Raw genomic sequence first — 22,833 nt, forward strand, 5'->3', positions numbered from 1 at the left:
CCCCGCCGCGCACCGCGGCCGACCCGGGCGCGGGCGCGGAGGCCGGACCGGCGACCGTCCGGCCCGGCGAGCGGGACCCGGTCGGTTGACCGCCAGCCGACCCGACCTCGCAGCCGGGTTCGGGCCCGTACCCGGGCCAGCCGCCGAGGTGGTGACGCTGGCCAGCGAACTGATCGCCATCGACACCACCAACCTCGGCGATCCCGACACCCCGGGGACCGAACAGGCCGCGGCGGAGTACGTCGCCGCGAAGCTGACCGACGTCGGTTACGAACCGACCTACGTGGAGTCCGGTGCCCGCGGCCGGGGCAACGTCGTCGTCCGGCTGCCCGGCGCCGACCCGACCCGTGGTGCGCTGCTCGTGCACGGCCATCTGGACGTCGTCCCGGCGGATGCGAGTGAGTGGACGGTCCATCCCTTCTCCGGGGAGGTCTCCGGCGGCTACCTGTGGGGGCGCGGTGCCGTCGATATGAAGGGCATGGTCGCGATGACGCTGGCGGTCGCCCGCGGGCTGCGTCGCGAGGGCGTCGTCCCGCCACGGGACCTGGTCTTCGCGTTTCTCGCCGACGAGGAGGCCGGCGGTCTGCTCGGGGCGCGGTGGCTGGTGGAGCATCGCCCGGAGCTGTTCGAGGGGGTGACCGAGGCGATCGGCGAGGTCGGCGGCTTCTCCGTCACCCTTGCGGGTCGGGGCGACAGCGGTCCGGTCCGTGCCTACCTGGTGGAGGTCGCGGAGAAGGGTTCGATGTGGCTGCGGCTGACCGCCCGTGGCACCGCCGGGCACGGCGCGATGGTGCACGACGACAACCCGATCGTCACTCTCGCGGCGGCCCTGGCCCGACTGGCCGAGCACCGCTTCCCCCTGGTTCTCACCGATCCCGTCCGCGGGTTCCTCGAGGGTGTGGCCGAGCTGACCGGGGTGCCGTTCGACCCGGACGATCCGCAGGCCGCCGTCGACCGGTTGGGGAACCTGTCCCGGTTGATCGGAGCATCGCTGCGGGACACCGCCAACGTGACCCTGTTCGATGCCGGCTACCGGTCGAACGTGGTGCCGTCGGTGGCGCGGGCGACCGTCGACGGCCGGTTCCTGCCTGGCCGTGAGCAGGCGTTCGTCCGCGAGCTGGTCGAGGTGCTCGGTCCCCGGGTCGAGACGGTGGTGCGTTCGCTGCCCGCCGTGTCGACCGGCTTCGACGGTGCTCTGATCGACGCGATCGCCCGGGCGGTCGACGCCGAGGACCCGGGTGCCCGGCTGTTGCCGTATCTGCTGCCGGCCGGCACCGACGCGAAGTCGTTCGCCCGCCTCGGCATCCGCCATGTCGGTTTCGCCCCGCTGCGCCTGCCCCCGGAGCTCGACTTCACCACGCTGTTCCACGGCGTCGACGAGCGGGTTCCCGTCGACGCCCTCGAGTTCGGCACCCGCGTTCTCGACCGCCTGCTACGCGACTGCTGACCACCCACACGCACCGTGTCTCCCGGGCACCGCCCCGTGACCGCTTCCCGTCGCGGCAGCCCGTGACCGCGTTACCCCGGCGCGGAACGGGTGCGGTGGACGTCCTGCTCGCCGGCCCGGACCTGCGCGGGGACCGGCTCGGTGGGTCGGATGCCGAGCTCGTCAAGGGTTTCCCACAACGAGGCGAGCGCGGCCTGCGGCTGTCGGTAGAAGGCGGAGCCGCGGACCCGCCAGAACCGCCAGCCCTGACGTTCCAGGACCCGCTGGCGGCGCAGGTCGGCGTCCCACTGGTCGGGGCCGTGGAACCGGTCTCCGTCACATTCGACGGCAAGCCGGTCCGCCGCGCCCTCGACGACGAGGTCGATGCGGAAATGGCCGACCTGGTGCTGCGGCCGCACCCGGTAGCCCCGGATCAGCAGCTCCCGCAGAACCCGTCGTTCGAAGTCGCTGTCGCACTGCGCCGCCAGCGATCCGGCGCGGACCTGCGGACTGTTGACACCGTAGGCATAGGACAGCAGCTGCCCACGGACGTCGTCGGGATGCAGTGTGCCGGGGTCCACCGTGTGATAGATCCACAGCTGGTCGCGGGCCCGGCTGGCGGCGACGTTGACTCGCTGCTGGTCAGGCTTGCGGGTGGCCGCGTACGTCGCGCTGTCGGCGACGACCGACAGGAAGATGACGTCCCGCTCGTCACCCTGGAAGTTGTAGGCATCGCCGACCCGAAGCCGGCGGCGTTCGAACTCCTCGCTGCCCAGCTTCTCGAGCAGCTTCTGTTCGATCAGCCGGCCCTGGCCGCCGCCGAGCAGGGTCACCACCCCGAAGGTCAGCTCGTCGTAGGCGGGGTCCTGGCAGCAGGCGACGAGCTGGTCGACGAGCGCCACCGCCTCGGGTTCGTTGACGTTGCCGTACTGCCCGTCCGCGCGTGCGCCGCCGGGCACCCGCACCGGCCGCACGGGCGCACCGATACCAAGGTCGCGCTGCTCGCGCAGCGGCAGGATCCGGCCGTCGTAGAACCGGTTCGAGAACTCGATGATGTCCGGCACACAGCGAAAGTGCTCGCGTAGCAGGACAACGTCGGGGAACACCCGGGTCGCGGTGTCGTAGAGGCTCGCTTCCAGGTCGAGTAGCGACCGTTGCCCGAAGCCCGGCAGGTAGGCGTCGATCAGCCGGAAGATCTGTTCCCGGTTCGCGCCGACGGCGGCCGGGCTGATCTGGCGGTCGTCGCCGACGACCACGATCTTGCGGCCAAGCGCCAGCACCCCTAGCGACAGCACGTCGCACTGGCTGGACTCGTCGACGATGACGACATCGAACAGGTCCGTGCGGCGCGGGTCGAAGCTCTGCAGCACCCGGTGGATCGGCATGATCCAGACCGGCACGGCACCCATAGCCGTGGGCATGTCGCGACGGGCCTCGGCCTCCCACCGGGCGGCGTACTTACCGGTGCCCTTGCCGATCCGCTGCAGGGACTGCAGCCAGCCCATCAGCGCCCGGCGCTGCTCCTCGGCCAGGTTGAGCTTCATCCCGAGCCGGGCCGAGCGGGCGGCGATCTCGAGCACCAGGGCGTGCACCTGCTCGCCGGTCTCGCCGAGGCGGCTCTGCAGAGGCGCCACGTCGCCGCGGGCGTGCAGCGCGGACAGCCAGGTCTGGGCCTGCGCCCACGACCACAGCCAGGCCAGGTCGACGGCCTCGCCACACACCGCCGGGTCCGCCTCGGAGGCGATGATCCGGGCCGCCCACAGCGGTGCCTGGGTGGCGAGCCGGCCGGCCAGGGCGTCGCGACGGTCCAACCCAGGGCGCAACGCCGTGAGGCGAACGACCTCGTCGCGGGCAGCCGCCCAGGCCGCGAGATCGCGACGTTCGCACGCCTCGGCAAGGGTCTCCCACAGCGGGCTGGCCGCCGTCTGGTGCCGCCCGGCCCGCAGGTGGGCGTCTAGCTGCGCGAGCCACGCGGTGAGCTGACGTTCGCTCTCGCGGCGGGCAGCGGCGGACACGACGCCCGCGACCTCGGTCAGCTGCGCGCCGCTCGGCCGCGAGGGGAACCGCGCGACCAGCCGGTGCAGCCGAGCGAGCAGCGCCGGGCCGTCCACCAGTTCCCAGCGCAGTGCGTCGTGCAACTGGGAGAGCCGTTCCGCCAGCAGCGGGACGAACACCGACGCCTCACCCGGTAGCGCCGGTGCGCCCACCTGGTCGACGAGGGTCTGGTACTGCCGGCTGGCGGCGGCGGTCCGGACCCGTTCCGCCAGTTTCGCCCGCACCACCTCGACGTCGTCGACACAGCGCAGCTCAAGTCCGTCCACCCGGACGGCCCCGTGGAAGGCGCGCAGGTCACGGGCCCCGAGGCGGGGCAGCCCCCGGCCGGCGGCGAAGCGGGTGGCAAGCTCAGTGAGCAGCTCGTTCTGTATCCGGTGGTCCCCGTCAGGAACGATCACGTCGCGACCGAGGGTCACCCGGCGCAGGTCGAGGATCTCGGCCTGGGTACCGGCGAGCGTCCGGACCAGCTCGTCCCACCAGGTGGCGAAGGCCTGCGACTGCGCCACCTGGTCCCGTATCCGGCCGAGCCAGGGCTCTTCCAGGGCGCCGACGCGCTGCGCCGCGGCCCGCACGTCGGCGCCCAGCGCGACCAGCGCGGCCGGGCCCGCCTCGTCCACACCAGCGAGATCAAGGCCACGAGTGCCCAGATCGGCCAGGTCGTCGCGCAGCTCGTCGAGCTGGCGTAGCTGGGCGCCGAGCTCGGCCGTGGTGGGCAGACTCGCGGGTGCTGGCAGGGTGTGCCGCAGTGCCGCGGCGTCGACGGCCAGATCCGCGGCGAGGCGCATCAGCTCGTCCAGGTCGGCGACGGACAACGGTGGCGTCTGCTGGGCCGCGAGCTGGTCCGGGATCCGGGCCCATCGCGGCTCGTGATGGGCCAGCCATTCGGCGACCTGCGCGGCCTTCGCCGGTCCGTCCGGGAGGGTGAACTCGGCGGCCTCGTCCGCGAGCAGCTGCCGCAGCGCCAGTTCCAGCCGCCGCTGGCGCAGGCGGGCGTCGTCGAGCTGACGTACCAGCCCCACCAGCGCGGCCCGTTCCGCGGTCACATCGATACCGGCCACCGACTCCAAGATCATTTGAATGGAGGCGTGCAGCTGGGTCAACGCGGTGGAGCTGGCTCCGAGGACGGCGATCGACAGATCCCGCAGCTCGGCGGGCACCTTCTCCCGCAGCACCGCCAGGGCCTGCTCGTTGTGGGCGGTGACCAGCACCCGCTGGCCGTGCGCGACGAGGTGGCTGACCAGGTTCGCGATGGTGTGGCTCTTGCCGGTGCCCGGCGGGCCCTGGACGGTGACGCCGCTGGCCTGGTTCAGCTGGACCGCGATGCGTTCCTGCTCGTCGTTACTGGCGAGCGGGAACAGGAGGCGCTCCCCGAGCAGCTCCCCCACCACCCGGCCGCCCAGTCCCACGCGACCACCGAGAGGTGACGCGCTGCCGGCGCCGCCACTGGCAGCGGCATACGCGCGGGAGCCGTCCTCGTCGACGAGCGTCGCGAACGCGTCGGGCATGATGCCGCGTTCAGCCAGTACGTCCCGTAGCTCCGCGTAGAACCGCGGGTACAGGGTGGGCCGCGGGCGTACGAACAGCACCCAGGTGTCGACGAGCACCGGCCGGGCTGTCGGGGCGGGCACCTCATCGCCCGGCAGCACCGTGGCGTCGAGCCCGAACGGTGCCACAAGCTGGGCATACACCTGCGCCAGGCTGCCATCGGCCCATGGGTCCGGGGGGTCGGCGCGCAGCTCGTTGCGCAGCCGGGTGAGTTCCGCACGGGCAGCCGCCCCGAGAGCATCGAGCGGTTCGGTCTCCAGCGCCGGAAAACCATCCGCGACGACGGTCAGCTCACCATCGTCGGAATCCATCTCGATTGTCATCCGAGTCATGAGCAGGGGATGTTCCACCAGCTGGCCGCCGACCCGCCAGGACAGAACTCCGTGTCCCCAGACCAGCTCATGAGTCGCGCCGTCCCGGGCCAGACGCAGGCGCAGGTCATAAAGCTGCTGGTAAAGGGCCCGCGCGGCCATGATGACCCGAGCGGACTCGGCCCACGGTCGCCAACCGCGCGCCGCCCATTCGGCGTGGGCCGCGCGCACGGTGGCCGGGTCGTCGCCGGTGCGCTCGCACCGCTCGTCGAGGTCCACCGGCAGCGGCGGCGGCAGCGTGGTGCCGATCGCCACCCCGGACAGCCAGCCCGCAAGGGCCGCGGGTGGCACCAGCGGCGCCGGATCGGCGACCTTGCGTACCCGCAGCCAGGACAACCGCGCCGTGGTGAGGCCCAGGGCCACCGCCGGACTCACCGGCACGTCGGCCGGGAGGATCAACGGCGGCTCGTAGTCCGACAAACGCCGACGCGGTTTCGCGGAGATATGGCGCGCCAGCGCAGCCAGATAGTCAAGGAGAAGAAGCGAACGCTCCTTGGCCGAAACGCCATCGCCCGGCACAGCAAGCCCCCCGATATTCGCCCACCCGATATTCACTCACCCGGTATCCACCGACCCAGCCCACCATGAATACCACCCCGATCCTACCGAAGCCCGTTCCGCGGTCGTTCGTCATCCCGCAAACGGCGGCCGGGCGACCCCCGCGGTCCGTTGGCCCGCCCGCAGCGGCCCACCCGGCGATAGGCCAGCGGGGCGCGTCCGACGAATCCTCCACGATCCTGACGGCGGATCCGCCATACGATCAGAGAGGTCCACCGGGGCTGGCGGACACCCGGGGCGTCGTACCCAACAGCGCCCGACAGGTCGGCCAGGGCACCCTCGCGCAGCTCGCGGTACGGCGGCAGCCCGGCGCGCCTTCGTACCACCTCGACGAGGAGCCGATCAGCACACCCCGGAGAACCGTGCCCCCGCCATGATCCGCGACCTCGGGTTGGCGGCGCGACGGGCCTCCACGCCCGGCGGACAGTGATCGCGCGGCCGGCCGGACCGATAGGGGAACAGCCCGGCCCGGCGACTACACTGCCCAGCGGACCGGACACGGACGATTTTTACCCAGGCGACGAGATATTTTTCGGCGAAGAATTGACTTCTCGATCAAACCAGCCATTCCGGTCCGTCCTGGTGTGAATGTCGTCGAGAGGAAACGACGTGACCCATGCGTCCACCAACATCGCCGCACGCGGACCGCGGACCAGGCCGCTGACCACCGGCGACCACGCGTTCCTGCATTTCACTCGGCAGAATCCAGGGGAGTTCCTGGACGGGGTGCGGTGCTCTGCGTCGGGGACCCGGCACTGACCCTCACCGAGCTACGCGCACACGTCGCGGCACGGCTCCCCGAAGCGCCGGCGCTCACCGAGCATCTTTTCTGGCCAGACACGGTCGCCGGCTCCCCCACCACCGTCGTCTGGCAGCACGACGACTCCCCCGACCTCTGTTATCACGTGAATGTCGAGAACCTGCACGCCGGCAGCGGGGAAAGCGGCCTGCGGGCCGCGATGGACCGGATCGCCACCCGGTCGCTCGACCTGGAACGACCGCTGTGGCGGCTCTGGCTGCTGCGCGGCCACAGCCCCACCAAGGTCGCGATCGTCTACCGGTTCAGTCACATCCATCAGGACGGCAGCGCCGTGCACCGGGCACTGCACCTGCTGTTCGGAGCCGGTCGTGCACCATCGCCGCGCGCCCTGCGAACGTTCGGAACGCCGCACGCCCGCGACTACACCAGGACGGCCGCCGGAATGCTCCGTGGTATCCCCCGGACCCGGCAGCTCGCGTCCTGGGGTGGGCCACCGCAGGGCGCCGCACGGCACACCTGGGCAGTGACCGAACTGGAGCGGCTGCGTCGGATCGCCCGACGCGAACGCGTCACGGTCACGATGTCTTTCTCGCGGCGGTCGCCGGCGCCCTGCGCGCCTGGTCCCTACCGGAATGGACGCGCACCGCGGCCGACGGGTCCGGCCACGGGCGCCACTGCCTTGCCCGTATCCCCCGCCAACGGGCCATCCACACGGCCATGGCGGTCAACGTGCGCACCCCGGACGAGCAGGAGGTTCTTTCCCACTTCACCCTGGCCATGCGAGTCCCGCTGCCCTGCACGGAGGCCGATCCGCGGCGCCGGCTCGCCCAGATCGCCCAGCAGACCCGACGGATCAAGGCGGACGGCCGGTTCGGCGTGGTCGAACGAAGACTGCTGGACCGTGTGCCGCGCAACACCTCACCCCGCGTGTTCGCCCAGCTCGTCGCCGCCGGCGCCCGCCCGGCGGACAACGCCCTGGTCACGAGCAACATGGGGACGGTTGTGGGCCCGTACACGGTGGCCGGCCGTCAGGTCACGAGCCTGATCGGCATGTCACCGCTGCTGGTGGGTCGCCAGCACCTGGCGATCACCCTGTTCGGCCTGGACGAGCAGGTCTGCGCGGCGTTCACGGCCAGCGCGAGCGTCCCCGGCCACACCGAGCTGGCCGGCCACTGGCTCACCGCCCTCGACGAACTCGACGCCGTCGACGGCCGCACCCCCCACCGTCCCATGACCTCTCCCGCGACCGCCGCGACCACCCCGGTGCTGCCCGTTCCCCGCGCCCCGACTTCGACGTGGACTGCGGCGGCGGGCGCCGCAGTCCACGTCGGTGAGTAGCCGAGGATCCCCCCTGATCCACCAGACGGCCCATGGTCCCCTCGCCCTTGTGCCCTGGCCAGGCCAGGCGGATGCCAGGCGCTGGCGGACGGCCGTAGGCTGGCGGCAACGCTGTGGCATGGCCGGCCAGCGGATTCGCCATCCCCACGGAGGTGTTGAGCAGATGAGCGCGACCTGCACCCACCTGGACACTGTCACGGTGACCGAGCTGCCCCCCGCCATCCGCGGCTGCGAGGAGTGCCTGGCCACCGGCGGCGTCTGGGTCCACCTGCGCATGTGCGAAAGCTGCGGGCGGATCGGCTGCTGCGACAGCTCGCCCAACCGGCACGCCTCCCGGCACGCCGCGAGCGCGCGCCATCCGATCGCCCGCTCCGCCGAGCCCGGCGAGAGCTGGAGCTGGTGCTACGTGGACAACACCGCTGTCACCCCCGACCCGAGACCCAGGACGTAAGCCGGGCACAGCGCGCGGCCACACAACAGGGTCCGCCGTGGTGACCGGCAGGTGGCCGAGCTCAGCGTGGCAGCGGCCCGGTGTAGGCCGCACGTGCCTCGTGCACGGCGCAAAGATGCTGCTCGGACCACTGGGTGAGGGCCGCGAAAACCGGGGCGAGGCTCTCGCCGAGTGCGCTGATCTCGTACTCCACCCGGGGCGGGATTTCCGGGTGGTAGGTGCGGGCCACGAGACCGTCACGTTCCAGCTGACGTAGCCGCTGGGTCAGCACCTTGGGCGTGATGCCCAGCGCGCGCTCGAGTTCGACGAAACGCTGGGTGCCGCGTTCGTGCAGCATCCAGAGAATCGGGGTGGTCCAGCGGCTGAACACCAGATCGACGACCGGCCCGATCGGACAGGGGCGCACGTCGATCGCCGTCCCGGCAGGCGTTCTCCCAGCAGAAGCCATCCCGGCGGCTGTCCTCTCGGTGGTGGCTGTCATCCGGACTCCGATGCTAGTCACTTTCCATGGGAAACCTACTATCTGCAGGACCGTAGCGTGTCCCGGTTCAGCTCGAAGCCCAGACCCGAAGGTAACCCCCCGTGATCGTCGTGACCGGCGCGACCGGCACCATCGGCCGCTCCCTCGTAAAGGTCCTGACTGCCGCCGGCCAGCCGGTGACCGCTGTCTCCGAGGCGCTTCGGCGCCGCCAGGGCGCCGTCCATGAACGTTTCCGGTTGTGGCCGGGGTGCCGGGACGACCGGGGTGCCGGGACGACCGGGGTGACTGCGGGCGCGTCCTCCGGGGCCGGAGGCAGCCACCCGGCACCGGCGACCCGCACCTGGCGACCGGTGTGACGCACCGTGACCAGGTTGGCTCGGCAGGTCGAGACAATCCCGGGCGTGTCGATCAACGAGGTCCTTCTATAGGGGTCAACCCGAAATTTTGTCCGTTTCATCCCTACAGAAGGACCCATCCGCCCCGCCAGGCCCGCCGACGCCGTCAACAGCCCGTGACGGCGGCGAGATCGGCCGTCGAAACCAACCCCGCGGAGCCGCGCGACCTCGGATGGTGCCCAGACAACACCGGAGAGTGCCGACGGACGGCAGCGGACGCCAGCCAGCGACGGCCCGGCCAGCCAGCCAGCCACAGCCCAGCCCCAGCCCCAGCCCCAGCGCAGACAGCTACCAGCGCGCTGCCCGTGAACATTCGCGGACAGCGCACTAGCCACGGGGGCCGGGCTCACCGCCGTCCGCGCCGATCTTGCCGACCCCGACAGCCTGGCCCCCGCGTTCGCAGGAGCCGATGCGCTGTTCCTGCTCGTCCGCAGCCCTCGCCGCGGCGGTGGGCTAGCCGATCACCTTCGCCGAGATCTCCCGCGCCCAGGCCCGCGAGCAGATGGTCGGATGGATGCCGGCCGCCATCGCCGACGACACCCTGACCGTCCGCGGAAGTCCGACGGCCGAGCAGACCACCGTCGGCCCCGACCTCACCACCGTGCTCGGCTGCCCCGGCCGCACGTTCGCGGCTTGGGCGAAGGACAACCTCGACACCTTCCGCTGATCCCGCTGCCATCAGTGCGCCGATGCCCCGCGCCGACCGGGACACCCGCGCCGCGCACGCGGCTATGCGGTGAACGCCCGCGGATCGACGTGGCGTAGCCGGTCCGGACGGGCGAAGACGTCGATTCTCGCGATCCGTCCGGCGTGGACCGTGAACCCCAGGACCGCGAAGACCGTGCGGTCGGGCGAGACGACGACGATGCCGGGCCGGCCGTTGACCAGCGCCGCGCGCCCATAGGGGGCCATCGGCGCGAAGGCCGACACCTGGTTGACCACCGCCCGGGCTCCGCGGATCTCGCGGGGCGCCGCGCCCTCGGCGTCGGCCCGCAGTACGACGTCAGGATCGAGCACCTCGAGCAGCCGAGGCAGGTCGCCGTCGCGGGCAGCGGCCTGGAACGCCTCGACGAGGCGCCGCTGCCGGGCCGGGTCGGCCTCCCCACCCGGCGCCAGGTCGACCTCGGTGTCGCGCAGCCGGCGGCGGGCCCGGCTGGCGAGCTGGGTCGCGGTGGCGGCCGAACGCCCGACGATCGGGGCGATCTCGTCGAACGGCACGCCGAACAGGTCGTGCAGGACGAAGGCGAGCCGCTCGGCCGGGCGCAGGGTGTCGAGGACGACCAGCATCGCCAGGCCGATCGCGTCGGCCAGCAGGGCCTCCTGCTCCGGATCGCCGCTGTCGGCCGGCGTGACCAGCGGCTCAGGCAGGTGCATGCCGGCCGGTTCCTCCGGCCGGGAGCGGCGCGCACGCAGCTGGTCGAGGCAGAGGCGGGCGGTGACTGTCGTCAGCCATCCGGGCAGGTTGACGACATCGCCGCGGTCGGTTCGGGTCAGGCGCAGCCAGGTGTCCTGGACGACGTCCTCGGCCTCGCTGAACGAGCCGAGCATGCGATAGGCGATCGCCCGCAGCCGCGGTCGCTCCGCTTCGAACATCTCGGTCAGCGCATCGGTCATGTTCGTCCTCCCAGGTCCGTCATACCGAGTGACGAACGGCGAGCGGCCGACCTGACACGGTCCGGCCGATCTGGCGAAGGGAGCATCCCCATGAAACTCACGATCTTCGCGGCAACCGGCGGCATCGGCCGTCTCCTGCTCGCGCAGGCCCTGGCCGAGGGGCACGAGGTGACCGCCGTGGCCCGCCGGCCGCAGGCCGTGTCGCCGTCCCCCGGACGCATCCTGGCAGCCGATCTCGCGACCGCCGACGCGCAGGACCTCGTGCCGGCGGTGGCCGGCGCGGACGCCGTCCTGTCCGCCCTCGGTGGACACAGCCGGAAGGACACCGGAGTAGCCACCCACGGCACCGAGGCGATGATCGCCGCGATGCGCGCGACCGGCACAACCCGGATCATCATCGTCAGCGCGGCACCGATCGGCACGGTCTCCTCACCCGCGCGACCGCACCCGCCGCGACACGACCCCGGCGACAACCTCCTCGTGCGTCACGTCCTGGGCCCGGCGATCACCAGGGTGCTCCGGGGCCACTACGCGGACCTGGCCCGGATGGAGGACGCGCTGCGCGCGAGCACCCTCGACTGGACGATCGTGCGCCCACCCCGGCTCACCAACGGCCCGCGGACCACGAGCTACCGGACCGCCCACGGCCAGAACCTGCGCGGCGGTACCTCGGTCTCCCGCGCGGACGTCGCCGACTACATGCTGCGCGCCGCCGGCGACCACGCGGACGTGCGGCAGATCGTCGGGATCGCACGGTAACGCGAAGGTACGGTAACGCGGAGGCATCGGGACATCGGTCGAGTCCGCCCGCTACCCGCCGGTGGCGCTTCTTCCGTACAGCGTGGTGGTCCAGGCGTTGAGCAACGTGTCGATCAGGACGTCCGGATCGTCGAACGGGGGGATGTCGGCGGCGGCGAGGTAGTACAGCCGTTCGCCGAGCCAGGTGAGGCCCGCGGCGGTGGCGCGCAGGTCCGCGCCGTCGAGGTGCCGCAGCGCTGCGGGGTCGGCCTCGATCCGGGTGACGGCGGCCTCGGTGAAGGTGTTCATCTGGTCCAGCCACAGGGCGCGCAACTCCTGGTCGGAGCCCCAGCTCTCGACGATGGCCCGGAGCACACCGGCGTTCTCCCGCCACAGCCGCGCACCGTCGGTGACGCCCCGGCGCAGCCCCTCCACCGGGTGCGGCGATCCGGCCGCGGGGTCCACCCATGGCTGGGCGGCCTCGTGCCCCTGCCGCACCGCCTGGCGGACGAGTTCGGCGAGCACGGCCTGCTTACCGGTGAAATAGAAGTAGAAGCTGGCCTTCGACACGCCTGCGGCGCGGGCGATGTCGACGACGCTCACCCCGTCGAACCTGCGGTGCGCGAGCAGCCCCTCCAGCGCGGCGAGCAGCCGGGACCTCAGCTCCGCCGACCGGGAACGGCGTGGACCAGGCGAACGACGCTGCCCCGACCAGGTTGAGCGCCGAGTCGCTGAGCGAGAAGGACCGCGCAGTCGCCAAGGCGGTGCACGAGGTTGCGGGCGAACTCGGCGTCACCTCGTCGCAGGTCGCGATCGCCTGGACGACGCACCGCTCGGCGACGATCCGACCCATTCTGGGCGTCCGCCGGGTCGATCAGCTCCGGGACAACCTCGGCGCGCTCGACGTCACGCTGCCGCCCGAGCTCGTCTCTCGGCTCGACGATGCCACGGGCTTCTCACCCGGTTTCCCGACCGAGTTCATCGACCAGACCTCCCCCTGGGTCTTCGGCGCCGCCCTCGTGGAACCGAGCGCCTCCGGCCAGCGATAGAAATCCGCATTCGTCGAATCGACGTGGCCGAACGACCGGTAGCGATTGCGCCATGCCGCGTTCTACGAATGGACATTTCTGCTGAACACAGGCCGGCCCGGTTCTCGGGCCGGCTCCGAGTCGAGGGGCAGCGGACATGATGCAGACCGCCTCGGTCAGTGCCTGCATCCGGGAATGGCCAGCCGGGCCCCACGCTCAGTTCGCGTTGCCCGGCTGCACCAAGCCCGATTCGTAGGCCACAATCGTCAGCTGCACGCGGTCGCGGACGTCGAGTTTCGTCAGCAGATGGCTGACGTGGGTCCTGGTGGTGGCCAGGCTGATGTGCAGGTTCTGGGCGATCTCCGCGTTCGAGCGGCCCTGCTCGACCGCGACCAGCAGTTCGCGCTCCCGGGCGGTGAGGCGGGCGACCGGTTCCCGGTACCGGTGCCCGTCGTCGGTCACCGTCAACTCGACGGCGTCGGGTCGGTAGACGATGACGATGTCGGCGGTGGCGTCCGGAGCATGCTTGAGCACGTTGGTCAGCGCCTCCTGGACGATGCGGAAACTGCAGGCCTCGGCCGGCGGCGGGCGAGCTGGGCCGGCGTCGGCCTGCGACGGGCGGGACTGCGCTGGTGGCCGGTAGCGATCCTCCTCCCGGCACTGATCATCGCGGCCCCGTATGCGGTCGCCTGGCTGCGGGAGCGCAGCGCGAGCATCTGGCCGGTCGCGATCGCGCACAACGCCCTCAACACGGTCATCGACGCGGCCACCACGACCACGGTGACGACGTCACCCGTGGCGCTGAGCTACGTGGCCGGCGAGTCCGGTCTGGTCACCATGGCCGCGGTCCTGCTGGTGGCAGCGGTCCTGCTGAGGCGGTCGACAGTCGCCAGGATGTCTCGGCGGACCAGGCCACTGCCCGCGCGGATGGCCGCCCAGTAGAAGGCGAACCTGATACGGGTGGCCCGGTCCGTCGAATATCCCCGGGTCTCCGTGCTCAGGATGGTGCCCGCCGGGCCGGAGTGAACGTGGAAGTCGGTGAGGTACTTGACCCAGCCAGCATCGTCGAAGGCGGTGAAGTCCTCGATCGAGGAGACCTCGACGCGGCTCGAAGTACGCTGCCACGGACGTGCGATGGACGCACCGAGAGCGTAGTGCGGCGCCTGGACGGCGACCATGGTGAGAGGCCCCTCCGTCAGCAGGGGCCGGGCTGTGGGCATCTCTCGTGAGCCGAGGTGCCGCAGGATGACCAGGGGCCTTGCGACCGCAAGCTGATCCAGCGTCAGCCCGGTGAGGGCGTCCCAGACATGGCGAGGATCGGCGGGAAGTACCCGCGAATGCCGTTCGCGGAAGTGGTACACCGGCATCGTCGTCTCAAGAAGCGTGGGCACTCGCGGCTCCGTGACCATCAGTAGGAATCCTCTGTTCGCTGGCCTGGTTGTGGGCCCTGCGGCGCAGGCCCGCGGTGGTCGGGAAGGCTCAGCGTGGAAAGGACCGACCGGAAGACCCGGTCAACGACATCGCCTGCCACCGGGCTGTCGGTGACGAGGAACAGCTCGGCCCAGACCATTCCAAGCAGGTGCGCGTGGACCTCAGACGCCCCGATCGGCTGACCGGTCTGGAGCTCGCCGCGAGACCGGGCCCGGGAGAGAATGCTGGCGATCAGGTCGCGCTCGGCTCTGATGAACCGGGCCTGGAACCGGCGGCGGACCTCCGGGGTGGTCCGCAGGTCCGCGACGAGACCGGGCAGGGCGTTACGCGCGACCGGCGTGTTCAGCAGGGCCACGACGTGCTCGACGAGGGCGTGCAGATCGGCGGCGAGGCCACCCTGGTCAAAACGCCGGGCGTCCAGCTCCGTCCCATGCACGACGGCGGCGAACACCAGCTCTGGCCTGGAGGACCAGCGCCGGTAGATCGCAGCGCGGCCGGCACCCGCCAGGCCACTGATCCGCGCGATCGAGACGTCGGCGTAGTCGGTGTCAGCCAGCAGCGTGCGCACCGCCTCGAGCAGCCGCACATCGACCACGGCCTCCCGCGGTCGACCCCGTGGCATCGCCATGCCTCCTTATATACGGAACTGATGTTTCCGTAAACAACAAGGTGCGGGCCGGGCCGGGCAGACCGTTGTCCACCACCGACTGGCCTGGAACGGCGACAAGGGAACATCCCTGGTCAGGCCTCAGAGAAGCCGGCCGTGGAAGTGACCCGCTTCCTGATCTCGACCTGGGCCGGGCCGACGAGTGGGAGTTCGCGGTGTTGACGGCGGAAGTCGTTGACCGCCACCGGTCGGGGGCTGGGGACTGACCGCCAGCGCTGCGACCGCGACGGCGACGAGGAGACGACGCCGATCGACGGAGTCCACGATCGTCCCGCCGATGAGCGCCCCGGCGAGAAGTGGTCCGAGGCCGGCCAGCGAGACTAGGCCGACTTCGGGCGACGATCCGGTCAGCGTGTAGACCTGGTACGAGACAGCCACCGTGGCCATCTGGGTACCGAGCGCCGAGACCGCCTGGCCGGCGACCAGCACCCGAAGACCCCTGCATCGGCGTAGCGGTCCGACGTCGATCAACAGGCCCCGACACAGTCCGCTCAGCCGGCTCGGGGAGCGGCGCCGAATCATGACGGACACCGGCCCGCTACCTGTAGCCGACCGGGATGACGCCACGCGGGACCAACGGTGTCCTCCGCTTCCTCGACGCTGCCAGCGGCTGCCACCGGAGCAGTGCCGGCACACGGATCGGGCACGGCTTTCGGACTGTCGACTGGACGCTGACCATGGTGCGATCGTGCATGTTCAAGCCAGCTTGAAGACAAGTGGTTCGGATGCAAGACTTGACGCCTCGGCAATCCGCTACTGCGAGGAGCGATGCCTGGTGCAGCCCGTCTCCCGGCGGTCCGGGCGATGCTGGTATGGGCCGGCCGAGATCCGCCGGCTGGCCATCATCCAGTACTGGCAGCGCACCGGGCTGATGAGCCTCGAAGAGATCGGTGACATTCTCGCCGGCCCCGCCGCCACCCGAGACTGGACTCATACAGTCCAGGAACACATCGATACCCTACGCCTCCAGGCTGAACGCATGAGCGCCGCCGTCGATTATCTCGAGCACATGCTCTCCCACCACCACGACTCCCCAGCCGACGGCTGCCATCACCATGAATCCCGCATCCTTCACATGCCTCTGACCACAGCAGAGAAATACCTACCCGGCGAACCGCTGCGTCCTACACGGAGCGGTTCCACAGACCGGTAACCCACCCTCGGCAAAGCACCTCCTGAGTCGATACCCCGCTGGCGCCAAGGTCGGGTTCGGCCTGTTCCCCGAAAACCTCTTCCACACCACCGGAATCGGCCCGATCCGACGGACCACCCCAACCACGGATATCCCCAACCTGATCTACCACAATGCGATCGCAGAAGTTATCGCCGATGGTCCGTTCGACCGCCCGACCAGCGCATCGCAGCGGCATTCTTTCGGCGCGTCCGGACGGCCGATACGGTTCTGGGGATCTCCCCTGTATGACACCGTTCACGACCAGGAGGTGACCATCGCTTCCATTCGACACGAAGTCGTTGTCGTTCTGCCACCGGAGCAGGTGTGGGACGCCCTGCACGACGTGGGAGCGGTGCACCGGCGACTGCTACCGGGACGAGTGCTCGACGTCAGCCTCGACGGTGACGTCAGAACACTGACCATGCCGGACGGACACCTGGTGCGAGAACTCATCGTCACCGTCGACGACGAGGAACGCCGGCTCGTCTACGCGGCCATCGAGGGAGCCCGACCGCCCCTGCGCCACCACCAGGCGTCCTTCCAGGCCCTGCCCGGCGAGGACGGGCACAGCCGACTCCGCTGGATCACCGATGTCCTGCCGGCCAGCCTGGCAGGCCTGATCGAAGCCCGCACCGCACACGGCGTCAAGGAGATGAAAGAAGTCCTCGAACTACCGGCCACCGCCCTGGGCCGCTGATCGCCCCGTCCGACGCACGCCGATCAGCCGTCGCCGTCGACCGCTCATTTCGCGCAGACCGCCACCGGGCCGGGATAGTGTCGAATACACACCGTCGCGTCGACGGCCCTGGCGGCCAGGGCGGTGCCGGTAATCCAGTCGAGGTGAGGAGCACAGATGCTACGTGTTGGCGACATCGCACCGGAATTCGAACTCCCGGACGAGACCAACACCCCTCGCCGACTTTCCACCCTCCTGGCGGCGGGTCCGGTCGTTCTGTTCTTCTACCCGGCGGCGATGACCAAGGGCTGCACCGCGGAGAGCTGTCACTTCCGGGATCTCGCGGCCGAGTTCGCCAAGGTCGGTGCGCAGCGGATCGGGATCAGCACCGACACCGTGGCCAAGCAGAAGGAGTTCTCCGACAAGCACTCCTTCGACTACCCGCTGCTGTCGGACGCCGACGGCACCGTGTCGCGGGCGTTCGGCGTGAAGCGGCCGATCGATCTTCTGCGAGTCAAGCGCGCCACCTTCGTGATCGGTACGGACCAGGTCATCATCGAGGCCATCGCCAGCGAACTGAACATGAACACGCACGCCGACAAGGCGCTGGCCGCCCTCGCCTGAGGCCAACCAGGAGCCGAGGGGCGCCGACGTGTCACGCGGGGCACGACGTGCTGCCTACGGCTCCGTCCCAGCGTCGTTGTCCCTGCGCGGTGACCGCGCGCCGAGCGAACCGGTGGCGGGAGTGGCATCGCACGCAACCGGCTGGAGCTCTCGGCCGATCAGCCCCTCAAGGTCGAGCTCGCCGTCATGGGTCTGGGCGCCTGCGGCAAGAGCATCGGTGAACCGTCCAACCGCCACCGGGCTGGTGAACAGCGGCCAGAGCAGTTCGCCTTCGGCCGTGAGTCCGTCCGCGAAAGGCAGGGCCGCGGCTTCCACCGCCTTCTTGGCCGCGGCGACGGCCGACCAGGGGTACGACGCGATCCGCAGCGCCAGCCGATCGACGAAACCGTCGAGCTCGTCCGCCGGTATGGACCGGTTGACCAGCCCATACCGCTGGGCGGTCTCGGCGTCGACGAGATCCGAACCCAGGATGATCTCCAGGGCGCGGGAACGGCCGACCAGGCGCGGCAGGTGCTGCGTGCCGCCACCACCGGGAAGAATCCCGAGACTCACCTCGGGCTGCCCGAACCACGCCTGCCCGCTGGCGGCGAACCGCATGTCCAGAGTCAGCAGGAACTCGTTGCCGCTGCCGCGGGCGCGTCCGGTCACCTTGGCGATGGTGACCTGCGCCAGGCTCCGGTACCGCTGGAACAGGGCCGGCCCCGGGCCGGCGATGAACTCCCGCATCGCGGCCGGGTCACTGACCAGCCGCATGTCGCCGTGCCCCAGGAAGAACTCCGGGTCGGCGCTTTCGAAGACGACGACTCGCACCGCGTCATCGGCCCGCACCGCGGTGTTGAAACGGTCGAGGTCAGCGATCAGCGGCCCGTCGAACAGGTTGAGCGGCGGATGGTCGATCGCAACGAACGCGACACCCTCCTGCACCCTGACCGTGAGCGTCTCGTACTCCTCGCGCCCCATTCACATCTCTCCTGACTTCGATTTTCGTATCCAGGATCCCTGGCCGGTATCGTAGCTGACTTTTTCATCAGAAGTCAGGAGGTAGTATGGACAACGTGGAATGGACAGATATCGATCTTGACAACTGCTCCATCGCGAGAGCACTCGAGGTCGTGGGCTCGCGGTGGACCATCGTCGTCCTGCGCGAGGCGTTCAACGGCGTGCGCCGCTTCGAGGACTTCCACCAGCATCTGGGCATCTCACCGTCGGTCCTCAGCCAGCGCCTGCGGAGCATGACCAGCGACGGGCTACTCGATCGCGTGCCGTACCGCGAGGAGGGCGACCGCGAACGCCACGAATACCACCCCTCCGCCAAGGCGTGGGACCTGTATCCCGTCGTTGTTGGGCTCATGCAGTGGGGCGACCGCTACCTCGGCGACGGCGACGGCACCCCCGTCCAACTGATCGACACCAACTCCGGCAAACCGGTGATCGCCGCAGTCGTCCCGCACGACACCCCGACCTGCGCACCGTCGGACATCACCGTGCAGCCCGGAGATGCCCTAAGGACCCTGCCAATCCGGTAGACCCGGCCCGAGCAGATGGCAGCCAGGCTCGGGTCACCCCGAACGACTGCAGGCCCAGGCGACAGCGAGCCGCCCTTCACAGTGGGGTCCATAGAGCTGCGACCAGGGCGATCCTCAACCCTGCCAGGGCAGCGGCGCAGCGCTGCCCACCCCTGACCCGAGACCGCTGGCCTGGCCGGACGCCCGGGACGAGCGCTGTTCGCGACCGCTCAGCATCCGCCCGCACACCTGAAGTGTCCGAATGGTGGCTATATTGTAGCTGCTTATATTCCTACCGTAGCTAGACGTATCACTGGAGCGCTGTCTTGTCGTACCAGGATCCGAGCTACTACTGGGGGTCCTCCCAGGGGGGCGTGCCGCCCACGCCCCCGGGCCAGCCACGTCGACGCCGCTGGCTCCGACCGTTGCCGCTTTCCCTCGCGGCACTCGGGGTTGTCGCGGTCGCCGTGTTGGCGACCATCCCGCTTTGGCCGCACCGTGGCGGCTCTGACCGGGTGCTGCCGACGTGGAGCAGCACGCTGCGCGCCATCGGCACGCCTCAGGCCGCCGGCCGGTCCGCCGTCTTCGATGTGCTCACCGACCAGGGAACGTTCGAACTGGTCAGCCTCGATCCGAAGAACGGCCGAGTGCGTTGGTCCGCACCGGCGAGCCCGTCCGATATCGCACCGGGGGTGGTCATCAATCCGCTGGTGATCGATGGCGGCCGGACCGTTGTCTGGTTGGAACCGTCCGGCGACCTGTCATCTGGCCACGTGTCGGTTGTCGCCGCTGACACGACGACCGGACAACGGCGCTGGCAGCTCGGGCCGAGCTGGACGGTGACCATGTATCCGAGAGCATGCGGGAACGACGTGGTCTGCGTGTCAGCGGTGATTGCAGGCAATGCCTACCGGGTGGCTGTGGACACCAGGACCGGAAACATCCGGAGCCAGACTCCGTTCGACACCGATGCGCGGGAGATCGGCGAGGACCTGCTGCAGGTGGGAAATCAACTGACCGCCATCACACGCGACGGAAGGCAGGCATGGTCGAGAACCAGCTCCTCCGTCTTCGGCGGTCTTGACGTCGCCCCAGACTACGGCTGGGCTGTCTACCTTGACGATGATCGATATGTGGCGTCCCTGGGCTACACTCCGAGTCCGGAGACGCTTCAGGCCGCGCGCCAGGCAATGCCCTACGACGTCGATCTGTCAAAGAGCGGTGCCACCGCAGCCTTCAGCGCCGCGACCGGGAGAACTCTGTGGGTGCGGTCGGATGCCACCGTCTTCTGTGGTTCGCTGCAGTTCGATCCGGAGCATCCGGTGCGTTGCGTTCTCAAAGGAACCGCACATTCCGACGGCGATCATCTGACCGCTTCCGATGCCGACGTGACATTGGAGGGCTTCGACCCGGCGAGCGGCACCACGACCTGGTCGTGGCATGCCGGCAACCTTCCCGGCCTGGTGACGGGTTCACCGTCCGGTGCACCCAGCAGCGACGTGCTGCGGGCTGACGACACCACCTACCTCGTGCGTTCGGGTGGCATCACAACGGTGCTCGATCTGGACCACGGCCCCGCCGATCGTTCGCCACCGGACGTCAACTGGTGCAGTTCCGACAACAGCGTGACGGTGAGTTTCACCATCGACACCCGCGACGATCTGCACACGTACGCCGCCTCGACCTGGTATCCCTGCACGGTCGCGGGAGCCGCCGGCGCACCGGTCAACACGCCGAGCTTCGCCGGCGCCCGGATCGGTGGGGACTACGTGTGGCAAGACCGAGACGGCCAGGTGCGAGGGGCCACGGTGTCCTGACTCCCGTTGTCATCCGGCGGCCCGTCAGCCCACGGAGAAGCTCACCGCGCGGTACGACGCGGTGAGCTTCGACCGTGTCCCTGCCCTCATCGACTGGGGTGGCCTGCCCGAGGACCGGGTCCGCGAGTCGCTGCGGCGCCTCGGTACGGAGATCGCCCCCGCCCTGCGCAGTCACGTCGCGCACCGAAGCACCGCTGCCGCCCGATGACTCGCAGGCGGTCGTCCGCTATCAGCCCACTACCAGGCGAAGTGTTCGGGGGCCGTCCGGTAGCCCGGGAAGATCTCGTCGAGGCGGGCGAGCGCCTTGTCGTCCAGCTGGACGTCGAGCGCCCGGACGGCGTCGTCGAGGTGCTGTTGGACGCGCGGGCCGACGATCGGCGCGGTGACCGCCGGCTGGTGCAGCAGCCAGGCGAGCGCCACGTCGCCAGGCTCGTGGCCGAGCTCGGCGGCGAAGTCCTCGTACGCCTCGAGCTGGGGGCGCTTGGCAGCCAGGGTCTGCGCCGCCCGGCCCTCGAGGCGCCGCTTGCCGTCGCGCTCCTTGCGCAGCACACCGCCGAGCAGCCCGCCCTGCAGCGGCGACCACGGGAGCAGGCCCACGCCGTAGTGCGCGGCGGCGGGCAGCACCTCCAGCTCAATCTCCCGGGTGAGCAGGTTGTAGATCGGCTGCTCGCTGACCAGGCCGAACGTGCTGCGCTTCGCCGCGGCGGCCTGCGCCTGGGCGATGTGCCAGCCCGCGAAGTTGCTGCTTCCGACGTAGAGGATCTTGCCGGCCGTGACGGCGACGTCGATGGCCTGCCAGATCTCGTCCCACGGGGTTGCGCGGTCGACGTGGTGGAACTGGTAGAGGTCGATGTACTCGGTCTGCAGCCGGGCCAGGCTCGCGTCCAGGGCGCGGCGGATGTTGAGTGCCGACAGCCTGCCCTCGTTGGGCCACTCCCCCATGGCACCGAAGACCTTGGTGGCGAGCACCGTGCGCTCCCGGCGCCCGCCGCCCTGCGCGAACCAGCGACCGATGATCGACTCGGTGTAGCCCCGGCCCTCACCCTGGCCCGAGGTGCCGGCCGAGCGCAGACCGTAGGCGTTGGCCGTGTCGAAGAAGTTGATGCCGTACCCGTGCGCCGAATCCATGATCTTGTGGGCATCGGCCTCGCTGGTCAGCGGGCCGAAGTTCATCGTGCCCAGACACAGACGCGAGACGGACAGACCGGAACGGCCGAGTTGGGTGAACTGCATCCTGGACGACGTCCTCTCCGATGAGGGATCAGTCGGCGCCAGGGTTGGACCGGCGCCACACCGTCCCAGTCTTCACCTTCGAGCGCACTCCAGGTCAAGCCCGCGCGGAACGCGCGAGGCGGAAGCCCACATCGTCGACCTGGAAGTCCGGATGGGCCCGACGACGCACGGATGCCCGGCAGCTCCAGTGCTCGTCGAACCAGCCGCCGCCCCGCAGCACCTTGTACTCGCCGTAGACCTCGGTGTCATAGGTGTCCCAGCACCAGTCCCAGACGTTGCCGAGCATGTCGTACAGGCCCCACGGGTTCGGCGCCCGGCCGCCCACCTCGTGCGGGTGCTCCCCCGAGTTGCCGCGATACCAGGCGATCTCCTCGAGCGGCCCGTATCTCGGGCCGGCTGTACCGGCGCGGCAGGCCCGTTCCCACTCGGCCTCGGTGGGCAGCCGGTATCCCTCGGCGGCAGCGTCCCACTCGACCTGGCCCTCGCCCGCGCCGGCCCGGTAGGCGGGAGTCAGCCCTTCCTGGCGCGACAGCGCGTTGCAGAACCGGACCGCGTCCCGCCAGGAGACGCTTTCCACCGGCAGCCGACCGCCCCGGACCGCGCTCGGCCAGCCACCGGTGACCTGTGCATACAGCTCCTGCGTCACCGGAAACGCGCCAAGGCGAAACGCCGCGACCTCGACCGGCCACGTTCGCCGCGTCCGCCGATCCGACAGCGTCACCCGCCCGCTCGGAATCGCCACCAGGAGGCTTTCCGCATCCGCACTCACAACGAGTCGATTTCACCTGCAGTCAACAGCGCTTCCCGGCACACCAGCTCCGCGCACCGGCGATGGTCTGCTCAGATTATCTTGCCTGTTCTGGTTTCCCCAGCACGGCACCATCCCGGCGTGCCCGTCACCATGCGCCCGATCACCGGCCCCGGGCGTGCCCGGACCGGTGATCGG

General features: G+C 70.2%; 25 protein-coding genes and 1 pseudogene. 15 read left to right on the top strand and 11 right to left on the bottom strand.

Annotation, left to right across the window (positions count from 1 at the left end):
• The first annotated feature begins 85 nt into the window (after positions 1-85).
• On the top strand, positions 86-1,447 hold the full coding sequence (locus tag ND747_RS16645; protein WP_251734585.1) for a M20/M25/M40 family metallo-hydrolase: 1,362 nt from the start codon (positions 86-88) through the stop codon (positions 1,445-1,447).
• A 71-nt stretch (positions 1,448-1,518) separates the two neighbouring features.
• Here the strand turns inward: ND747_RS16645 and ND747_RS16650 are convergent, their stop codons facing one another.
• Entirely contained in the window at positions 1,519-5,796 is a 4,278-nt protein-coding gene (locus ND747_RS16650) for an AAA domain-containing protein (protein WP_251734516.1), read from the bottom strand.
• A 768-nt stretch (positions 5,797-6,564) separates the two neighbouring features.
• On the opposite strand from ND747_RS16650, the gene ND747_RS16655 reads away from it, so the two are divergent.
• From ND747_RS16655 to ND747_RS16670, 4 genes and pseudogenes are all read left to right on the top strand, one after another.
• Positions 6,565-6,714 (top strand): hypothetical protein, encoded by a 150-nt coding sequence (locus ND747_RS16655; RefSeq protein WP_251734517.1) that lies wholly within the window; start codon positions 6,565-6,567, stop codon positions 6,712-6,714.
• A pseudogene (locus ND747_RS16660) lies at positions 6,687-7,265 on the top strand (wax ester/triacylglycerol synthase domain-containing protein); the annotation flags it as partial. The gene ND747_RS16655 and the pseudogene ND747_RS16660, both read left to right, overlap by 28 nt.
• A gap of 167 nt (positions 7,266-7,432) precedes the next feature.
• Entirely contained in the window at positions 7,433-8,053 is a 621-nt protein-coding gene (locus ND747_RS16665; RefSeq protein WP_251734518.1) for a WS/DGAT domain-containing protein, read from the top strand.
• 163 nt (positions 8,054-8,216) lie between these two features.
• Positions 8,217-8,504 (top strand): UBP-type zinc finger domain-containing protein, encoded by a 288-nt coding sequence (locus ND747_RS16670; protein ID WP_251734519.1) that lies wholly within the window; start codon positions 8,217-8,219, stop codon positions 8,502-8,504.
• A 61-nt stretch (positions 8,505-8,565) separates the two neighbouring features.
• Here the strand turns inward: ND747_RS16670 and ND747_RS16675 are convergent, their stop codons facing one another.
• Entirely contained in the window at positions 8,566-8,952 is a 387-nt protein-coding gene (locus ND747_RS16675; RefSeq protein ID WP_374216250.1) for a winged helix-turn-helix transcriptional regulator, read from the bottom strand.
• Between the two features lie 134 nt (positions 8,953-9,086).
• On the opposite strand from ND747_RS16675, the gene ND747_RS16680 reads away from it, so the two are divergent.
• Both ND747_RS16680 and ND747_RS16685 read left to right on the top strand, forming a co-directional pair.
• Positions 9,087-9,341, top strand: a complete 255-nt coding sequence (locus tag ND747_RS16680; protein ID WP_251734521.1) for an NAD-dependent epimerase/dehydratase family protein — start codon at positions 9,087-9,089, stop codon at positions 9,339-9,341.
• A gap of 553 nt (positions 9,342-9,894) precedes the next feature.
• On the top strand, positions 9,895-10,047 hold the full coding sequence (locus ND747_RS16685) for a hypothetical protein (protein WP_251734522.1): 153 nt from the start codon (positions 9,895-9,897) through the stop codon (positions 10,045-10,047).
• Positions 10,048-10,109: 62 nt separating this feature from the next.
• Here the strand turns inward: ND747_RS16685 and ND747_RS16690 are convergent, their stop codons facing one another.
• Positions 10,110-10,994 (bottom strand): sigma-70 family RNA polymerase sigma factor, encoded by an 885-nt coding sequence (locus tag ND747_RS16690; protein WP_251734523.1) that lies wholly within the window; start codon positions 10,992-10,994, stop codon positions 10,110-10,112.
• Positions 10,995-11,084: 90 nt separating this feature from the next.
• Between ND747_RS16690 and ND747_RS16695 the strand changes: the two genes are divergently transcribed.
• On the top strand, positions 11,085-11,753 hold the full coding sequence (locus ND747_RS16695; RefSeq protein WP_251734524.1) for an NAD(P)-dependent oxidoreductase: 669 nt from the start codon (positions 11,085-11,087) through the stop codon (positions 11,751-11,753).
• A gap of 51 nt (positions 11,754-11,804) precedes the next feature.
• Here ND747_RS16695 and ND747_RS16700 read toward each other — a convergent pair whose 3' ends face one another.
• Positions 11,805-12,485 carry a TetR/AcrR family transcriptional regulator gene (locus tag ND747_RS16700; protein ID WP_374216251.1) on the bottom strand — a complete coding sequence of 227 codons (681 nt, stop codon included), beginning with the start codon at positions 12,483-12,485 and terminating at the stop codon, positions 11,805-11,807.
• Here ND747_RS16700 and ND747_RS16705 point away from each other — a divergent pair.
• Entirely contained in the window at positions 12,416-12,781 is a 366-nt protein-coding gene (locus ND747_RS16705) for an aldo/keto reductase (protein WP_251734526.1), read from the top strand. The genes ND747_RS16700 and ND747_RS16705 overlap by 70 nt on opposite strands.
• Positions 12,782-12,976: 195 nt before the next feature.
• Here ND747_RS16705 and ND747_RS29825 read toward each other — a convergent pair whose 3' ends face one another.
• From ND747_RS29825 to ND747_RS30145, 4 genes are all read right to left on the bottom strand, one after another.
• Positions 12,977-13,498 (bottom strand): LuxR C-terminal-related transcriptional regulator, encoded by a 522-nt coding sequence (locus tag ND747_RS29825; protein WP_251734527.1) that lies wholly within the window; start codon positions 13,496-13,498, stop codon positions 12,977-12,979.
• 68 nt (positions 13,499-13,566) lie between these two features.
• Positions 13,567-14,151 carry a hypothetical protein gene (locus ND747_RS16715; RefSeq protein WP_251734528.1) on the bottom strand — a complete coding sequence of 195 codons (585 nt, stop codon included), beginning with the start codon at positions 14,149-14,151 and terminating at the stop codon, positions 13,567-13,569.
• Positions 14,152-14,168: 17 nt separating this feature from the next.
• Positions 14,169-14,813, bottom strand: a complete 645-nt coding sequence (locus ND747_RS16720) for a TetR/AcrR family transcriptional regulator (protein ID WP_251734529.1) — start codon at positions 14,811-14,813, stop codon at positions 14,169-14,171.
• 126 nt (positions 14,814-14,939) lie between these two features.
• Positions 14,940-15,380, bottom strand: a complete 441-nt coding sequence (locus ND747_RS30145) for an MFS transporter (RefSeq protein WP_374216252.1) — start codon at positions 15,378-15,380, stop codon at positions 14,940-14,942.
• Positions 15,381-15,546: 166 nt separating this feature from the next.
• On the opposite strand from ND747_RS30145, the gene ND747_RS16725 reads away from it, so the two are divergent.
• The 3 genes from ND747_RS16725 (at position 15,547) to ND747_RS16735 (ending at position 17,332) form a co-directional block, all read left to right on the top strand.
• The gene (locus tag ND747_RS16725; protein ID WP_251734530.1) at positions 15,547-16,011 is read left to right on the top strand and encodes a MerR family transcriptional regulator; all 465 of its coding nucleotides are present in this window, start codon (positions 15,547-15,549) and stop codon (positions 16,009-16,011) included.
• A 289-nt stretch (positions 16,012-16,300) separates the two neighbouring features.
• Positions 16,301-16,729: an SRPBCC family protein gene (locus tag ND747_RS16730; RefSeq protein ID WP_251734531.1), complete on the top strand. Its 429-nt coding sequence runs from the start codon at positions 16,301-16,303 to the stop codon at positions 16,727-16,729.
• A gap of 156 nt (positions 16,730-16,885) precedes the next feature.
• Positions 16,886-17,332, top strand: coding sequence for a peroxiredoxin (locus ND747_RS16735; RefSeq protein WP_248814726.1), 447 nt, complete (start codon positions 16,886-16,888; stop codon positions 17,330-17,332).
• Between the two features lie 54 nt (positions 17,333-17,386).
• Here the strand turns inward: ND747_RS16735 and ND747_RS16740 are convergent, their stop codons facing one another.
• Positions 17,387-18,292 carry an enoyl-CoA hydratase/isomerase family protein gene (locus ND747_RS16740; protein WP_251734532.1) on the bottom strand — a complete coding sequence of 302 codons (906 nt, stop codon included), beginning with the start codon at positions 18,290-18,292 and terminating at the stop codon, positions 17,387-17,389.
• A gap of 86 nt (positions 18,293-18,378) precedes the next feature.
• Between ND747_RS16740 and ND747_RS16745 the strand changes: the two genes are divergently transcribed.
• From ND747_RS16745 to ND747_RS16755, 3 genes are all read left to right on the top strand, one after another.
• On the top strand, positions 18,379-18,858 hold the full coding sequence (locus tag ND747_RS16745; RefSeq protein ID WP_251734533.1) for a helix-turn-helix domain-containing protein: 480 nt from the start codon (positions 18,379-18,381) through the stop codon (positions 18,856-18,858).
• Between the two features lie 305 nt (positions 18,859-19,163).
• Complete coding sequence (locus ND747_RS16750; RefSeq protein ID WP_251734534.1) at positions 19,164-20,654, top strand: PQQ-binding-like beta-propeller repeat protein; 1,491 nt, start codon at positions 19,164-19,166, stop codon at positions 20,652-20,654.
• Positions 20,655-20,715: 61 nt separating this feature from the next.
• On the top strand, positions 20,716-20,862 hold the full coding sequence (locus ND747_RS16755; protein WP_251734535.1) for a hypothetical protein: 147 nt from the start codon (positions 20,716-20,718) through the stop codon (positions 20,860-20,862).
• Positions 20,863-20,891: 29 nt separating this feature from the next.
• Here ND747_RS16755 and ND747_RS16760 read toward each other — a convergent pair whose 3' ends face one another.
• Both ND747_RS16760 and ND747_RS16765 read right to left on the bottom strand, forming a co-directional pair.
• Positions 20,892-21,887, bottom strand: a complete 996-nt coding sequence (locus tag ND747_RS16760) for an aldo/keto reductase (protein WP_251734536.1) — start codon at positions 21,885-21,887, stop codon at positions 20,892-20,894.
• A 94-nt stretch (positions 21,888-21,981) separates the two neighbouring features.
• Positions 21,982-22,656 carry an SUMF1/EgtB/PvdO family nonheme iron enzyme gene (locus ND747_RS16765; protein ID WP_251734537.1) on the bottom strand — a complete coding sequence of 225 codons (675 nt, stop codon included), beginning with the start codon at positions 22,654-22,656 and terminating at the stop codon, positions 21,982-21,984.
• Positions 22,657-22,833 lie beyond the last annotated feature (177 nt).

This window comes from Frankia sp. R82 (assembly GCF_023716925.1).
GTDB lineage: Bacteria > Actinomycetota > Actinomycetes > Frankiales > Frankiaceae > Frankia.

What these genes read in the sequence shown, in the direction of transcription:
- ND747_RS16665 (WP_251734518.1), top strand. Translation starts at nt 7,433, where the DNA reads ATGGCGGTCAACGTGCGCACCCCGGACGAGCAGGAGGTTCTTTCCCAC.
- ND747_RS16670 (WP_251734519.1), top strand. Translation starts at nt 8,217, where the DNA reads ATGAGCGCGACCTGCACCCACCTGGACACTGTCACGGTGACCGAGCTG.
- ND747_RS16675 (WP_374216250.1), bottom strand. Translation starts at nt 8,952, where the DNA reads ATGGCTTCTGCTGGGAGAACGCCTGCCGGGACGGCGATCGACGTGCGC.
- ND747_RS16685 (WP_251734522.1), top strand. Translation starts at nt 9,895, where the DNA reads ATGCCGGCCGCCATCGCCGACGACACCCTGACCGTCCGCGGAAGTCCG.
- ND747_RS16690 (WP_251734523.1), bottom strand. Translation starts at nt 10,994, where the DNA reads ATGACCGATGCGCTGACCGAGATGTTCGAAGCGGAGCGACCGCGGCTG.
- ND747_RS16695 (WP_251734524.1), top strand. Translation starts at nt 11,085, where the DNA reads ATGAAACTCACGATCTTCGCGGCAACCGGCGGCATCGGCCGTCTCCTG.
- ND747_RS16720 (WP_251734529.1), bottom strand. Translation starts at nt 14,813, where the DNA reads ATGCCACGGGGTCGACCGCGGGAGGCCGTGGTCGATGTGCGGCTGCTC.
- ND747_RS30145 (WP_374216252.1), bottom strand. Translation starts at nt 15,380, where the DNA reads ATGATTCGGCGCCGCTCCCCGAGCCGGCTGAGCGGACTGTGTCGGGGC.
- ND747_RS16735 (WP_248814726.1), top strand. Translation starts at nt 16,886, where the DNA reads ATGCTACGTGTTGGCGACATCGCACCGGAATTCGAACTCCCGGACGAG.
- ND747_RS16740 (WP_251734532.1), bottom strand. Translation starts at nt 18,292, where the DNA reads ATGGGGCGCGAGGAGTACGAGACGCTCACGGTCAGGGTGCAGGAGGGT.
- ND747_RS16745 (WP_251734533.1), top strand. Translation starts at nt 18,379, where the DNA reads ATGGACAACGTGGAATGGACAGATATCGATCTTGACAACTGCTCCATC.
- ND747_RS16760 (WP_251734536.1), bottom strand. Translation starts at nt 21,887, where the DNA reads ATGCAGTTCACCCAACTCGGCCGTTCCGGTCTGTCCGTCTCGCGTCTG.